Raw genomic sequence first — 14,541 nt, 5'->3', positions numbered from 1 at the left:
CTCCGCCGCAGCGGTACGGCTGCGGGACCCCGAGCCCGGGGAGCTGGGCTGGATCGTGCAGCGGCACGGCGCGCTGTACGCCGCCGAGTACGGCTGGAACGCGGACTTCGAGGGCCTGGTGGCCCGGATCGTCGCGGACTTCGCCGAGGACCACGACCCGTATCTGGAGCGGGTCTGGATCGCCGAGCTGGGCGGCCGGCCGGTCGGCTCGGTGATGTGCGTCCGCGAGGACGGCTCGCCCGGTACGGCGCGGCTGAGACTGCTCCTCGTCGAGCCCGAGGGCCGCGGCCACGGCATCGGGTCCCTCCTCGTCGACACCGTCGTCGCGTTCGCCCGCTCGGTCGGCTACCGCGAGCTGGTGCTGTGGACCAACGACGTGCTGGCCTCGGCCCGTTCCCTCTACGAGCGCGCCGGGTTCACCCTGGTCGCCGAGCGCCCGCACCGCTCGTACGGCGTCACGCTCACGGGGCAGGACTGGCGGCTGCCGCTGCAGGAGGGCTCCCCGCACTGACCGCCGCGGTACCGCCCTGCGCCGCGCCGCCGCCCTTCGTACGGGCTCCCGCGCGGGCGGGGGCCAGCGAGGTCATGCCCACCCCGCCGACCAGCAGCAGCGCAGCCACCCAGCGCAGCCCCGAGACGCCCTCGCCGAGGACCAGCGCCGCCGAGGACATCCCGAACACCGGCACCAGCAGCGAGAACGGCGCGACCGAGGAGGCCGGGTAGCGCTTGAGCAGGTGGTTCCAGGCGCCGAAGCCGAACACGGTGGACACCCAGGCCACGTACCCGATGACCCCGACCCCGGACCAGTCCAGCCCGCGCAGCGCGGCCAGGTCCCGCTCGGGCCCCTCCAGCAGGAGCGAGAGCCCGAACAGCGGCAGCACCGGGACGGTGCACACCCAGACCATGAAGTTCAGCGCGTCGGGCGGGGAAGCCTTCCGCGTCAGCAGGTTGGACACGCCCCAGCAGGCGGCGGCCGCGACGACCAGGGTGAAGCCGAGCACCGGCCCGGAGGTGCCCCCGTCCACGGCGGCGACGGCGATCCCGGCGAGCGCCACGGCCATGCCGGCGATGCGGACCCGTCCGGGCCGCTCGCGCAGGACGAGGGAGGCGAGGACGGCGGTGAAGACGGACTGGACCTGGAGCACGAGGGAGGACAGCCCGGCCGGCATCCCCGCGGCCATGCCGGTGAACAGGAGGCCGAACTTGGCGACGCCGAGGGCCACTCCGACCGCAATGATCCACTTCCAGGCGGTCTTGGGCCGGCCGACGAAGAACACGGCGGGCAGCGCGGCGACGAAGAAGCGCAGGGCGGACAGGAGCAGCGGCGGGAAGTGGCCGAGGCCGATCTCGATGACGACGAAGTTGAAGCCCCAGACGGCGGCGACGAGTACGGCGAGTGCAGTGTGAACGGGACGCATGCTTCGAGCATCGGCGGCGCAACCATGTAGCACCAGCACGGATCTCTTCCGGGATGGATGAAGCATTGCTTACGGGTGCCCGGCGGTCCGGCGATGCCTACGATGGGCCGCATGCTCGACCTCTCCCGGCTGCGCGCCCTGCACGCCATCTCCGTCCACGGCTCCGTCGCAGGCGCGGCGGCCGCCCTCGGCTACACCCCCTCCGCCGTGTCCCAGCAGATCGCCAAACTGGAGCGGGAGACCCGGACCACGCTGCTTGAGCGGCGCGGGCGCGGGGTCGCGCTCACCGAGGAGGCCCGGCATCTCGCCGAGACCGCCCGGGAGTTGCTGGCGATCGTGGAGCGCGCCGAGACCACCCTGGAGGAGCGGCGCGGGCAGCCGAGCGGGCTGCTGACGGTGGCCGCCTTCGCCTCGGCGGCGCGCGGCCTCCTGCCGGGGGTGCTCGCCGATCTCGCGCGTCGGCATCCCGCGCTGGACGTGCGCCTCACGGAGGTCGACCCCCATCTGTCGGTGGACCTGGTGGCCCGGGGGGTCACCGATCTGGCGGTGGCCCACGACTGGGACATCGCCCCGCTGCCGGCCCCGGAGGGCGTCGAGCAGGCGGTCATCGGGGACGACCCCTGCGACCTGGTGGTGCCGCACGACCACCCGTTCACCGCGCGGGCGGTCATCCGCAGGGCCGACCTCGGCGGCCAGCGCTGGGTCTGCCAGCCGCCCGGCCGGGTCTGCCACGACTGGCTGATGCGGACGCTGCGCACGGCCGGGTTCGAGCCCGACATCGCGCACGTGGCCGAGGAGAACCACACCATCGTCGCGCTGGTCGCGGCCGGGCTGGGGGTGGCCGTCGTACCCCGGCTGGGCACCGGGGCGCTGCCGCCGGGCGCGGTGGCCGTACCGCTGGAGCCCGGCCCCGTACGCAGGTTGTACGCCCTGTGGCGGACGGGGGCGGCCCGCCGGCCGGCGATCACGGAGGCCGTGCGGACCCTGCAGGAGCACTGGGCCCGAGCAGCCTCGGGCCGCTTGGCGGCACCCCTTCCGGGGGACCTCCCGAGTGTCCGCGGAGCCGGGGGCACGGCCCGGCAGTAGGGTCCGGCGCGTGTCGTACCACGCGTCCCGCAGGTCCCTGCTCACCGCGGCCGCCATGGCCGCCGCCACGGCCGCCGGGGTGGCCTCGTACGCCGTGGGCGGTGGCCCGGGCGGCGAGGGCGGCGAACCGCACGCCGACGACCCGCGCCCGGGCGACCGCCCGCCCGGCCGGGCGCCCGACCGGGCGGCGCTGCGCCGTCTGGTGGCCGGGATGAGCCCGGCCGAGAAGGTCGGGCAGCTCTTCGTGTCCCGCGCGTACGGCCATTCGGCGACCGACCCCGACCCGACGGACGCCGAGCAGAACCTGAAACTGTTCGGGGTGCGCACGGCCGCGGAGCTGGTCGCCCGCTACCACCTCGGCGGAATCATCTACTTCTCCTGGGCCCACAACACCCGTGGCCCGCAGCAGATCGCCGAGTTGTCGGCCGCCCTCCAGCGGGCGGCCGCCGGCACCGGTTCCGGCATCCCGCTGATGCTCTCCACCGACCAGGAGCACGGCGCCGTGGCGCGCATCGGCAAGCCGGCGACGCTGCTGCCGGGGGCGATGGCGCTGGGGGCGCGGCACGGCGCGGGCGGGACGGGCGGTACGGGCGGTACGGGCGGTACGGGCGGTACGGGTAGCAGTACGGGTGGTACCGGCACCGGCTCCGACTCCGCGGCCACCGCCGAGGCCCGCCGCGCCGCGCGCATCGCGGGCGCCGAGCTGGCCGCGATGGGCATCCGGCAGGACTACGCACCGGTGGCCGACGTGAACGTCAACCCGGCCAACCCGGTGATCGGCGTACGCTCCTTCGGCGCCGACCCTCAGGCGGTGGCGGCCCTGGTCGCGGCGCAGGTCCGCGGCTACCAGGGCGCCGGGGTCGCCGCCACCGCCAAGCACTTCCCCGGCCACGGGGACACCGAGACCGACAGCCACGTCGGGCTGCCGGTGATGCGGCACACCCGGGCCCAGTGGGAGGAGCTCGACGAGCCGCCGTTCCGGGCTGCGGTGGAGGCGGGCGTGGACGCCGTCATGACGGCGCACATCGTCTTCCCCGCGCTCGACCCGTCGGGGGACCCGGCGACCCTCTCCGGACCGATCGTGACCGGCATCCTGCGCGAACGCCTCGGCTTCCGCGGGGTGGTGGTCACCGACGCCCTCGACATGGCCGGGGTCCGCCAGAAGTACGGGGACGACCGGGTCCCGGTACTGGCCCTGAAGGCGGGCTGCGACCAGCTGCTGAACCCACCGGACCTGGGCCTCGCGCACCGCAGCGTGCTCGCGGCCGTGGAGGCGGGCGAGCTGACGCAGGACCGGATCGATGAGTCGGTGCTGCGGATCCTCGAACTGAAGGCGCGCCGGGGCCTGTTCGACGCGGCGCACACCGCCGCCGGGCAGATGGACGCGATGGTGGGGATCCCGGCGCATCTGAGCGCCGCCGACGAGATCACGGCGGGCACGACGACCCTGCTGGCCAATCCCGTGAAACTGCTGCCCCTGGATGCGACGACCGGGCCCCGGGTGCTGGTCACCGGAACCGACCCGGCCTCCCCCAGCGGTACGACAGGGCCCCCTACGGCGGTACTGGCCCGGGAGCTGACCGCCCTGGGCTGCCGGGCGACGGCCGTACCGCCCGCCCGGGCGGTGGCCGCGGCTCCCGGCAACGCGGCGGTGCTGGTGTGCACGTACAACGTCCCGGAGGGGGACGATCCGCAGCGCACGCTGGTCACGGAGCTGCTGGCCACCGGGGTGCCGGTCGTCGTGGTGGCGATCCGCAATCCGTACGACCCGGCCAGGCTGCCCACCTGCGCGGCGGAGCTGGCGACGTACACCTGGACGGACGTGGAGATGCGGGCGGCGGCCCGGGTGATCACCGGGGCGGGCCGGCCCTCTGGCCGCCTCCCGGTCCCGGTGCCGGGCCGCTACCCGCTGGGCCACGGGCTGTCGTACGACTGAGTACGCCTGGGAAACAGGACCAGGACCAGCCGTACCACCTCTCCCGTGGCCCCTCGGGCCCTGCGCGGGAGCTACGGCCGCAGCTGCGGCTCGCGCTCCATCTCCTTCTGGTCCAGCACCGCGTCGGGCTTCGCCAGCGGCGTGGCCCGGCCCGCGTCGGCGAGCGCGGCGGCCGGGGCGACCCCGGCCCACTGCAGGATCTTCTGCGTGGCCAGCGCCTTCTCACCCTCCTGGAGCTTGGCGACGTTGGCCCCGTGGTTGGCGCCGGGCGCGATCATCACGTAGCTGTCGCGGACGGTGTAGCCGAGGTGGAACGGTTCGGCACCCCACGGGTCGTTCTGCCCGTACACGAACAGCATCTGGTTGGCGTTGTTCTTCACCCAGTTGTCCACCTCCGCCATGACCCCCGGCTGGAAGGTCATCGGGATCTCGCGCGGCACGAAGTTCCGCGGCGGCTGGTAGCCGTAGCGGCTCAGGTTCCCCAGGTGCGGCTGCTTGATGTCGGGCGAACCGAGCTGCGTACCCGCCTGGTAGTAGTACGGCGTGTACGTCTCGAGTCCCTGGTCGGCGTAGGCCGAGAAGCCGGAGATCGTGTCGATCGAGTCCCAGATCTCCTGGTCGCTCGCGGTCGCGGCGGCCGGGATGGAGGCGCAGTCGGCGAGCAGGCTGTACTGCCAGAAGGCCCACACGTAGTCGAGCACGACGGCCTCGTAGGCCTTGTCGAGGCTGCCGACGGTGGTGAAGGTCCAGCCGTTCTCGGCTGCGGCGGCCGCGTACTTGGCCTCGAGCGGCTCACGGCGGACGAGCGCCTCGCGCTGCACCGCGTTCAGCTTGTCGCGGCACTCCTTGGTGCCGACCTTGGCGAAGAACCGGTCGTACGCCGAGTCCTCCTTGTTGACCACGTCGTTGGGCGCGACGTACGCGACGACACCGTCCATGTCACGCGGGTAGTAGCGCTCGTAGTACGTCGCCGTCATACCGCCCTTGCTGCCGCCCGTGGCGAGCCAGTTCTTCTTGTAGACCTTCTTCAGGGCGGTGAAGATGCGGTGCTGGTCGCTGGCGGCCTGCCAGATGTCCAGGTTGGCCCAGTTGGCCGGGTCGGGCCGGGAAGGCGTGAAGAATCGGTACTCCAGCGACACCTGGTTGCCGTCGACGATGGTCGTCGGCTCGCTGCGGCGCGGGTTGGTGTTGACGTTGTAGCCGGAGGTGAAGAACACCGTGGGCCGGGAGACGTCCTTGTGCAGCAGGGTGAGGCGCTGCTTGAAGGTGCCCTTCGACGGGTTCCGGTGGTCGACCGGCTGTTCGTAGTTCAGTACGAAGAAGCGGTACCCGGGGTACTCCTTCTCCTCGATCAGGCTCATCCCCGCAATGGCGAGGATCTCGTCCTTGATGTCCGTCGCGGCGGACGGCCCTGCGGCGGTGGCCGCCTGAGCCGTGAAGCCGGCTGCGCCCATGGTGCCGATCAGCACCACGAGCGACAGCAGCCAGCCGAGCGTCTTGCGCATTCACCCTCCCCTGAGTTCACTTCGGTCGCCCGTGAACCTAGCGGGGTCAACGCGCCGCTGACCAGACCTAGTTGGGCCGCTCGTTCAGCACAGGATCCAGCCGGATTCGACCGATCCGGCCTCGATGCTCCCCTTTACATACACGCAGCGGCTGATCGCGCCGACGGTGACGGGACCGGCATATCGGGTGAATCGCCCCGCATCGCCGACGGGGACCCCGCCGCGCGGCTGGATGCTCACCGCCATCGCGCGGCGCCGGCCCGGGTCCTGGGCCACCGTCACCGCGCAGGCCTGCGTGCGGCTCTTGTAGATGCGCACCTCACCCGTCGGCAGAGGCAGCGTCCGGACCAGGCCGCCCCCGCAGCCGCCGGTCGCCGCGTGCGCCGGAGGCGCGGCGAGCAGCCCGCCGACGCACAGCATCAGCCCCGCCGTGAACACCCTCACCGACGCGGCCCCCCGGCCGCGCCCCTTCCACCCGTGCTCCACCCTGGCCCCCGATCGGTCGTACGTAACACGTACGCACGTACGACGCACGGATCCCCCGGAAGGTTGCATACAGCAAGATCCGGCCGCGGGGCGCTGCGTGGCGCGTTCCGGCGTGTTGCCGCGGATCCGTACGGACCACAATGGGATGACCCATCCAAGTCCGGTGTACGGCAGGACAGTTGGTGAACCAGATCTTGCTGTCGGCCGTCATCGGCCCGATCTGAAGGGTGAGTCGTTGAGAAGTCGTCATCGGTTCCGCCTCCGGTTAACGGGTGCATCCCACGTCGCCCAGTTAGCCGAACGAGTCGGGACCGGTCTCGCCTGATCCTGCGATTGCCGAGGCAGATCGTGGGAGCTGAGCCGGAAGCGGGCCCCGACAACCACCACCTTTCCCGTGAGTGCGTTGAAGGAGAACCGTGAGGGCAAAGCCGAAGACCCTGCATTTCCCGCCGTCGTGGCCGACGGTCGTCGTCGTGGTCGTGATCGTTCTCTTCCTGGTCCGTCCGGACCTCGGAACCGATCAGATCAGGGCCGTCGAGACCATCGTCTGTCTACTCGCGGGAGGCGGCCTTGCCGCCGCCTCAGGCGGCAGGCAAACCAAGCCGGTGCCTGAGCAGGGTTAGTGGTCAACGGCCCCGGATCCGTCACGTGACGGATCCGGGGCCGTCGTCACCCGAAGGCCCCGGGCCAGGCCCCGGGCCAACCCGGGCTGAGCCCCGGACTAGAGCGCCGCGGCCGGCTCGTCCTCGCCGACGAAGGTGCGCCACAGTTCGGCGTAGTGGCCGCCGCGGGCGACGAGTTCGGCGTGGGTGCCGTCCTCCACGACGCGGCCGCGGTCCATGACGACGACCCGGTCGGCGCGCGCAGCCGTGGTCAGCCGGTGTGCCACCACGAGTGTGGTGCGCTTGCCGGCGAGCCGGTCGGTGGCCTGGTTGACCTGGGCCTCGGTGGCCAGGTCGAGCGCGGCGGTGGCCTCGTCGAGCAGCAGCACGTCCGGGTCGACGAGTTCGGCGCGGGCCAGGGCGATCAGCTGGCGCTGGCCGGCCGAGAGGTTGCGCCCGCGTTCGGCGACGGTGTGCAGGTAGCCGCCGTCGAGGGTGGCGATCATGTCGTGGGCGCCGACCGCGCGGGCGGCCGCCTCCACCTCGGCGTCGGCCGCCTCGGGCCGCCCGTAGGCGATGGCGTCGCGGACCGTCCCCGGGAAGAGGTACGGCTCCTGGGGGACGACCCCCAGCCGGTGGCGGTACGCCGTCAGGTCGAGCTCCCGCAGATCGGCGCCGTCGGCGGTGACCCGGCCCGAGGTCGGGTCGTAGAACCGGGCCACGAGCTTGACCAGCGTGGACTTGCCGGCGCCGGTCTCGCCGACGAACGCGACGGTCTGGCCGGCGGGTATCCGCAGGCTGATCCCGGCCAGCGCGTCGCCCTTCTCGCCGCGCTCCTCGGCGGTGCCGTACGCGAAGCGCACGTCCTCGAAGGCGATCTCGCCGCGCAGCTCCCGCACGGGGGCGGGGTCGGCGGGCCGCGGGGTGCTGGTGGGCTCGCGCAGCAGCCCCTGGATCCGGCCGAGGGAGACGGTGGCCTGCTGGTAGCCGTCGAAGACCTGGGAGAGCTGCTGGACGGGGGCGAAGAACAGGTCGATGTACAGGAGGTACGCCACCAGCGCGCCGGTGGTGAGGGTGCCGGCCTCGACGCGGCCCGCGCCGACGATCAGCACGGCGGCCGCCGCCCCGGAGGACAGCAGCTGCACGAAGGGGAAGTAGACGGATATCAGCCACTGGCCCCGCACCCGGGCTTCGCGGTACGAGTCGCTCCGCTCGGCGAACCGGGCGGCGCCGGCGCGCTGGCGGCGGAACGCCTGGACGATGCGCAGTCCGGAGACGGACTCCTGGAGGTCGGCGTTGACCAGGCTGACCCGGTCGCGGGCGAGCTCGTACGCGGCGACCGACTTGCGGCGGAACACGATCGTGCCGAGGACCAGCACGGGGAGCGTCGCGAACACGATCAGCGCGAGCTCGACGTCGAGGACGAGCAGGGCGATCAGGATGCCGAAGAAGGTGAAGACGGAGACGACGGCGGTGACGAGCCCGGTCTGCAGGAAGGTCGACAGGGCGTCCACGTCGGTGGTCATCCGGGTCATGATCTTGCCGGTCAGCTCGCGCTCGTAGTAGTCGAGGCCGAGGCGCTGGAGCTGGGCGAAGATCTTGACGCGCAGGGCGTACAGGACGCGCTCGCCGGTGCGCCCGGTCATCCGGGTCTCGGCGAACTGGGCGGCCCACTGCGCGACGACGACGCCGAGCGCGAGCAGGGCGGCCACCCAGACGGCGCCGAGGGCGGCCTGCTCGACGCCCTTGTCGATGCCGTGCCGGATCAGGATCGGGAGCAGCAGCCCGGAGCCGGCGTCGACGGCGACGAGGCCGAGGCTGACGGCGAGGGGCGCCCAGAAGCCGCTGAGCAGCCGGCGCAGGTTGTAGCTCTTCTCGGCGGACGCGGCCTGGTCCTCGTCCACGGCGGGCTCGTCGTCGGCGGGCGGCAGCGCGGCCACCTGCGCGAGCAGCTCGGGGGTGGCCGGCATGCCGGCGACGGCGCCCGCCATGGAGGGCGCGGCGCCGGGGGCGGGGGCTGCGGCGGTCCCGGCCGCCGCGGCGGACTCGGATTCCTCCTGGCGGCGCCAGAGCTCGGGGGTCACCCCGTCGGCGACGCGCCGCTTGGCGTTGACCGGCTCGGAGTCGATCTCGGCCTCGAGCTCGATGTCCCGTGCGAGGTCCCCTTCGATGTCCCGCTCGAACTCGGACATCGCGGGCGCCTCGGGGGTGCGCGGCGAGCCGGCGCCGAGCGCGTCCGGGTCGGTGAGCAGCCGCCGGTAGAGGGGCGAGCGGCGCTCCAGCTCCTCGTGCGTGCCGATGTCGGAGAGCCGCCCGCGGTCGAGTACGGCGATCCTGTCGGCCAGCGCGAGCGTGGAGCGGCGGTGGGCGATGAGGAGGGTGGTGCGGCCGGCCATGACGGCGCGCAGCGCCTCGTGGATCTCGTGCTCGACGCGGGCGTCCACGGCGGAGGTGGCGTCGTCGAGGAGCAGCAGGCGCGGGTCGGTGAGGATGGCGCGGGCGAGCGCGATGCGCTGGCGCTGGCCGCCGGAGAGGGTGAGCCCCTGCTCGCCGACCTTGGTGTCGTACCCGGCGGGCAGGGCCTTGATGAACCCTTCGGCCTGGGCGGCGCGGGCTGCGGCCTCGATCTGCGCGTCGGTGGCCTCGGGGTGGCCGTAGGCGATGTTGGCGCGGATGGTGTCGGAGAAGAGGAAGGAGTCCTCCGGCACGAGCCCGATGGCGGCGCGCAGGGAGTCGAAGGTCAGCCCGCGGACGTCGTGGCCCCCGACGCGTACGGCGCCGCGGTCGGCGTCGTAGAAGCGGGGCAGGAGGAGGGAGACGGTGGACTTGCCGGAACCGGAGGCTCCGACGACGGCGACGGTCTCGCCCTCGGTGATGGAGAGCGAGAAGCCGTCCAGGACCGGCCGCTCGGGGTCGTACCCGAAGACGACCCCGTCGAACTCGACGGTGGCGGGGGCGTCGGCGGGCAGCTCGTGCGTGCCGTCCTCGATGACGGGCTCGGTGTCGATGAGCTCGAAGACGCGCTCGACGCCGGCGCGGGCCTGCTGGCCGACGGTGAGGACCATGGCGAGCATGCGGACGGGGCCGACGAGCTGGGCGAGGTAGGTGGAGAAGGCCACGAAGGTGCCGAGGGTGACCTGGCCGTTGGTGGCCATCCAGCCGCCGAGGGCCAGCATGGCGACCTGCGCGAGGGCGGGCACGGCCTGCAGGGCGGGGGTGTAGCGGGAGTTGAGCCGGATGGTCCGCATCCGCCCGGCGAACAGCCGCCGCCCCGCGGCGCGCAGCTTGCCGGTCTCCTGCTCCTCCTGGCCGAAGCCCTTGACGACGCGGACGCCGGTGACGGCTCCGTCGACGACGGTGGCGACGGCGGCGGCCTGGCCCTGGGCCCACCAGGTGGCGGGGAAGAGCTTCTTGCGGCTGCGCTTGGCGATGAACCAGAGCGCGGGGGCCATGAGCAGTGCGACCAGCGTCAGCAGCGGGGACAGCCACAGCATGACGCCGAGGGATATCCCGAACAGCAGGAAGTTCCCGATGGTCATGGGCAGCATGAAGAGCAGCCCTTGGATCAGCTGGAGGTCGCTCGTGGCACGCCCGACGACCTGTCCGGTGGACAGCTCGTCCTGGCGGCGCCCGTCGAGGCGGGCGATGGTGTCGTACATGTCGGTGCGCAGGTCGTGCTGGACGTCGAGCGCGAGGCGGCCGCCGTAGTACCTGCGGATGTACGTCATCACGTACACGAGGACCGCGGCGCCTATGAGCAGGCCGGCCCATATCCCCATGGGCTTGGTGTGGTCGCCGATGACGTCGTCGATGATGACCTTGGTGACCAGCGGCACGAGCGCCATGACCGCCATGCCGCCCAGGGAGGACCCGAGCGCCAGCAGCACGTTGAGCCGGTACCGCCAGGTGTAGGCGGCGAGCCGCCGGGCCCAGCCCTGTTTCCCGCCCGCTGTCATCTCTGCCGCCGCCACGTGGAGCCTCCCCGTTGATCCTGTCCTGCCGCCTCCCCCAACGCCCCGACCGGCGGATTTCATCCCCCTGCAACAATCGCACCGCCGTACGGAAGCCCGCGCGCAGAGTTCACCCCTTCGAGGACCCCTCGCTCGTCGGCCGGTCCGTGCGCCGAGGCGACAGGGCCGCTACGGTGCGTCGAACTCGTACTCCAGTACGTAGGCGGAGGCGTCGAGGACCATTTCGTTGACCTCGACAGCCCGTCCGCCGGCGGCGAAGGCGGTACGGCGGACCAGCACCACCGGGGTCCCGGCCGCCAGGCGGAGCCGGTCGGTCTCCTCCGGGGACGGCATCCGCGAGCGGACCTCCTCCCGGAACCGGACCGGCTCCTGGCCGAGCTCGGCGAGCCGGGCGTAGATCCCGCCGGGGCCGGAGTCCGGCTCGGCGATGGGCGTACCGGCGACGAGCGCGGCGTCGAGGTACGAGGTGGCCAGCATGACGGGCTTCCCGTCGAGCAGGAACCTGCGGCGCCGTACGCAGGCGGGCGCTCCGCCCTCCAGCCCGAGCACGCCCCCGACGGCGTCGGGCACCGGCTCGTCGGCGACCTCGGTGTCGACCTCGGTGTCGGCCTCCGGGTCGTGGCCCTGGCCGTCCGCCGCCCAGATGGAACCCCCGGTGCCCCACACCTCGGCCGAGAGCCGCCGGATCCCGCGCCGCCGGATCCCGGCCTGGCGCCCCGCGACGTCCTTCGTCATACGGTCCTCCCAGGGTCCTCCTCGATCATGTCCCGACAGCGTAGGGGCGGGATCACGACGGCAAGCCCCGCTCGCCCGCCGACACGCGCCGGCAGCGAACGCGTCCGGCCCTCAGACGTGCGTCGGGGCGAACATGCGGAGCCTGGCCGGGAGGACCACCACCGAGGGGCCCGGGGTGTCGAGGGACTTGGCCAGGTCTTCGCGGAGGGTTTCCGGGGTCGTCGTCGACGCCGGGACGCCGAAGGACCGGGCCAGGGCGACGAAGTCCGGGCGGGTGAGTTCCGTGCCCGTCGTGCGGCCCTCGAAGGAGTCCGCCATGTACTCGCGCAGGATCCCGTAGCCGCCGTCGTCCACGATCAGCCAGGTCACGTCCAGGTCGTGCTGCTTCGCCGTCGCCAGGTCCGCGATCGAGTACATCGCGCCGCCGTCGCCCGAGACGGCCAGGACCGGGGTGCCCGGTTCCGCGATGCAGGCGCCGAGGGCCGCCGGGAAGGCGTAGCCGAGGCCGCCCGCGCCCTGGGCCGAGTGCATCGTGTTGGGGTGCTTCGCGTCGAACGCCGACCAGGCCCAGTAGGACAGGATCGTCATGTCCCAGAAGGACGGGGAGCGGGCGGGGAGCGCCGCGCGGATCGACGTGAGGAGCTCGCGCTCCAGCGTCACGTCCTGCGTCGACAGGCGGGCCTCGATCTCCGACAGGACCATGCGGACGCGCTCGGGCGCCTGCACGTCCTCGCGTTCCGGGACCGTTTCCAGGAGGGCCTGGAGGGCCAGGCGGGCGTCCGCGTGGATGCCGAGGGCCGCGTGGTTGGACTCCAGCTTGCCGAGGTCCGCCTCGATCTGGACGACCCGGCCCGTCGGGAAGAACGTGTGGTAGTTCGAGGACAGTTCGCCCAGGCCGGAGCCCACGACCAGGAGGACGTCCGCGTCCTCCAGGAAGTCCGTCATGTGGCGGTCCTCCAGCCAGGACTGGAGGGACAGCGGGTGCGTCCACGGGAAGGCGCCCTTGCCGCCGAAGGTGGTGACCACCGGGGCGTTCAGCCGCTCCGCGAGCTGCCGCAGCTTGCCGGCCGCGTCCGAGCGGATCACCCCGCCGCCCGCGATGATCACCGGGCGGGAGGCCCGCCCCAGCCAGTGCGCCGCCAGAGCGGTGAGCTCGGGCCGCGGGGCGAGCTCGTGCGGGGTCGCGTCCACCCCCGTGACCTGGGGGATCACCGTCTCTGCGCGCAGGACGTCCTCCGGGATCTCCACCCAGACCGGGCCGTGGGGAGCCGTCAGCGCCGATTCCCAGGCCTCCGCGATCACGGACGGGATCTGCGACGGGGTGCGGGCCGTGTGGACCGACTTCACCACGTCCCGGAACGACGCCGACTGGTCCCGCAGCTCGTGCAGGTGCCCGCGGCGGCCGCCGCCGAGGCCGGCGACCGGGACCTGCGAGGCGATGGCGAGGACCGGCGCCGAGGCGGCGGCCGCCTCCGCCAGGGCCGGCAGGGCCATCAGCGCGCCCGGGCCGGTCGAGAGCAGCAGGGGAACCGCCTCGCCCGTGATGCGGCCGTACGCGTCGGCGGCGAACCCCGCGTTGTTCTCCGTACGCAGCCCGATCAGCCGCAGGTCGGAACGGCCCACCGCGTCGAAGGTGCCGAGGGCGTGCTGCCCCGGCAGGCCGAACACGGTGGTGGCGCCGAGCGAGCGCAGCGTCTCCACGACCAGGTCCCCGCCCGTCCGCCCCGGCGGCGGCGCGAGGGCGGCCGCCGTCTGGGCCTCGGTGGGACGGAGTACCAGGTCGTGGTCGTGCGTCACGTGCGCTTACTCGCCCTTCGTCACGGTTGCTCCGCCGCTCACTTCGTCCGCGACGCAGCGATCTGGCGGCTCATGATCGTCGTCAGCTCGTACGCGGTGTGCGAGGCCGCGACCGAGGTGATCTCGGCGTGATCGTACGCCGGGGCGACCTCGACGACGTCGGCCGAGACCAGGTTGCAGGAGGACAGGCCGCGGATGATCTCCAGCAGCTCGCGGGAGGTCATGCCGCCCGCCTCGGGGGTGCCGGTGCCGGGCGCGTGCGCCGGGTCGAGCACGTCGATGTCGATCGAGATGTACAGCGGGCGGTCGCCGATGCGCTGGCGCAGCTGGTCCGCGACCTCGTCCGCACCGCGGCGGTAGACGTCGGCCGAGGTCACGATGCCGAAGCCCATCTTGGCGTCGTCGTCGAGGTCCTGCTTGCCGTAGAGCGGGCCGCGGGTGCCGACGTGGGAGAGCGCCTCGGTGTCGAGGATGCCCTCCTCCACGGCGCGGCGGAACGGCGTGCCGTGCGTGTACTCGGCGCCGAAGTACGTGTCCCAGGTGTCCAGGTGCGCGTCGAAGTGCAGCAGCGCCACCGGGCCGTGCTTCTTGGCGACGGAGCGGAGCAGCGGGAGTGCGATGGTGTGGTCGCCGCCGAGGGTCATCAGGCGGGAGCCGGCACCGAGGAGCTCGTCCGCGGCCGCCTCGACCGTCTCGACGGCCTCGTTGATGTTGAAGGGGTTCACCGCGATGTCACCGGCGTCCGCCACCTGGGCGAGCGCGAACGGGGACGCGTCCTGCGCCGGGTTGTACGGACGCAGCAGGCGGGAGGCCTCGCGGATGGCGTTGCCGCCGAAGCGGGCACCGGGGCGGTACGAGACACCGGAGTCGAAGGGGACACCGACCACGGCGACGTCGGCCGAGCCGACCTCGTCCAGGCGGGGCAGCCGGGCGAAGGTCGCGGGGCCCGCGTAGCGCGGGATGCGGGAGGAGTCGACGGGGCCGCGCGGCTGCGTGCTCATGGGG

Annotated in this window: 9 protein-coding genes and 2 pseudogenes; 4 read left to right on the top strand and 7 right to left on the bottom strand. The window is 73.0% G+C overall.

Annotation, left to right across the window (positions count from 1 at the left end):
• Window positions 1-13: 13 nt before the first annotated feature.
• A pseudogene (locus AB5J51_RS25435) lies at window positions 14-511 on the top strand (GNAT family N-acetyltransferase); the annotation flags it as partial.
• On the opposite strand, the gene AB5J51_RS25430 reads toward AB5J51_RS25435, so the two are convergent.
• Complete coding sequence (locus tag AB5J51_RS25430) at window positions 462-1,418, bottom strand: EamA family transporter (RefSeq protein ID WP_369778719.1); 957 nt, start codon at window positions 1,416-1,418, stop codon at window positions 462-464. The pseudogene AB5J51_RS25435 and the gene AB5J51_RS25430 sit on opposite strands and share 50 nt — an antisense overlap.
• A gap of 111 nt (window positions 1,419-1,529) precedes the next feature.
• Here AB5J51_RS25430 and AB5J51_RS25425 point away from each other — a divergent pair, with 111 nt between their 5' ends.
• Together AB5J51_RS25425 and AB5J51_RS25420 are read left to right on the top strand one after the other, a co-directional pair.
• On the top strand, window positions 1,530-2,504 hold the full coding sequence (locus tag AB5J51_RS25425) for a LysR family transcriptional regulator (RefSeq protein ID WP_243879002.1): 975 nt from the start codon (window positions 1,530-1,532) through the stop codon (window positions 2,502-2,504).
• Between the two features lie 55 nt (window positions 2,505-2,559).
• Window positions 2,560-4,440 (top strand): glycoside hydrolase family 3 protein, encoded by a 1,881-nt coding sequence (locus AB5J51_RS25420; protein ID WP_369780313.1) that lies wholly within the window; start codon window positions 2,560-2,562, stop codon window positions 4,438-4,440.
• Window positions 4,441-4,511: 71 nt separating this feature from the next.
• Here AB5J51_RS25420 and AB5J51_RS25415 read toward each other — a convergent pair whose 3' ends face one another.
• Together AB5J51_RS25415 and AB5J51_RS25410 are read right to left on the bottom strand one after the other, a co-directional pair.
• Window positions 4,512-5,945, bottom strand: a complete 1,434-nt coding sequence (locus tag AB5J51_RS25415) for a S28 family serine protease (protein WP_053785568.1) — start codon at window positions 5,943-5,945, stop codon at window positions 4,512-4,514.
• Between the two features lie 84 nt (window positions 5,946-6,029).
• Window positions 6,030-6,389 (bottom strand): hypothetical protein, encoded by a 360-nt coding sequence (locus AB5J51_RS25410; protein ID WP_369778718.1) that lies wholly within the window; start codon window positions 6,387-6,389, stop codon window positions 6,030-6,032.
• 458 nt (window positions 6,390-6,847) lie between these two features.
• Between AB5J51_RS25410 and AB5J51_RS25405 the strand changes: the two genes are divergently transcribed.
• Window positions 6,848-7,054 (top strand): hypothetical protein, encoded by a 207-nt coding sequence (locus AB5J51_RS25405; protein ID WP_133897983.1) that lies wholly within the window; start codon window positions 6,848-6,850, stop codon window positions 7,052-7,054.
• Window positions 7,055-7,152: 98 nt separating this feature from the next.
• Here the strand turns inward: AB5J51_RS25405 and AB5J51_RS25400 are convergent, their stop codons facing one another.
• The 4 genes and pseudogenes from AB5J51_RS25400 to speB form a co-directional block, all read right to left on the bottom strand.
• Window positions 7,153-10,989, bottom strand: coding sequence for an ABC transporter ATP-binding protein (locus AB5J51_RS25400; RefSeq protein WP_369780312.1), 3,837 nt, complete (start codon window positions 10,987-10,989; stop codon window positions 7,153-7,155).
• A 183-nt stretch (window positions 10,990-11,172) separates the two neighbouring features.
• A pseudogene (locus AB5J51_RS25395) lies at window positions 11,173-11,706 on the bottom strand (UTRA domain-containing protein); the annotation flags it as partial.
• 144 nt (window positions 11,707-11,850) lie between these two features.
• The gene (locus AB5J51_RS25390; RefSeq protein ID WP_133897981.1) at window positions 11,851-13,536 is read right to left on the bottom strand and encodes a thiamine pyrophosphate-binding protein; all 1,686 of its coding nucleotides are present in this window, start codon (window positions 13,534-13,536) and stop codon (window positions 11,851-11,853) included.
• A gap of 38 nt (window positions 13,537-13,574) precedes the next feature.
• A complete protein-coding gene (speB, locus tag AB5J51_RS25385) occupies window positions 13,575-14,537 on the bottom strand; it encodes an agmatinase (protein WP_030297817.1) in 963 nt (320 codons plus the stop codon).
• Between the last annotated feature and the right edge of the window lie 4 nt (window positions 14,538-14,541).

The organism is Streptomyces sp. R33 (assembly GCF_041200175.1).
Taxonomy (GTDB): Bacteria; Actinomycetota; Actinomycetes; order Streptomycetales; family Streptomycetaceae; genus Streptomyces; species Streptomyces katrae_B.
Note: the sequence above shows the minus strand (reverse complement) of the source record. Positions and strands in the feature narration are given on the sequence as shown.

Coding starts and splice junctions, on each gene's coding strand:
- AB5J51_RS25425 (WP_243879002.1), top strand. CDS start 1,530: ATGCTCGACCTCTCCCGGCTGCGCGCCCTGCACGCCATCTCCGTCCAC.
- AB5J51_RS25430 (WP_369778719.1), bottom strand. CDS start 1,418: ATGCGTCCCGTTCACACTGCACTCGCCGTACTCGTCGCCGCCGTCTGG.
- AB5J51_RS25420 (WP_369780313.1), top strand. CDS start 2,560: ATGGCCGCCGCCACGGCCGCCGGGGTGGCCTCGTACGCCGTGGGCGGT.
- speB (WP_030297817.1), bottom strand. CDS start 14,537: ATGAGCACGCAGCCGCGCGGCCCCGTCGACTCCTCCCGCATCCCGCGC.
- AB5J51_RS25415 (WP_053785568.1), bottom strand. CDS start 5,945: ATGCGCAAGACGCTCGGCTGGCTGCTGTCGCTCGTGGTGCTGATCGGC.
- AB5J51_RS25400 (WP_369780312.1), bottom strand. CDS start 10,989: ATGACAGCGGGCGGGAAACAGGGCTGGGCCCGGCGGCTCGCCGCCTAC.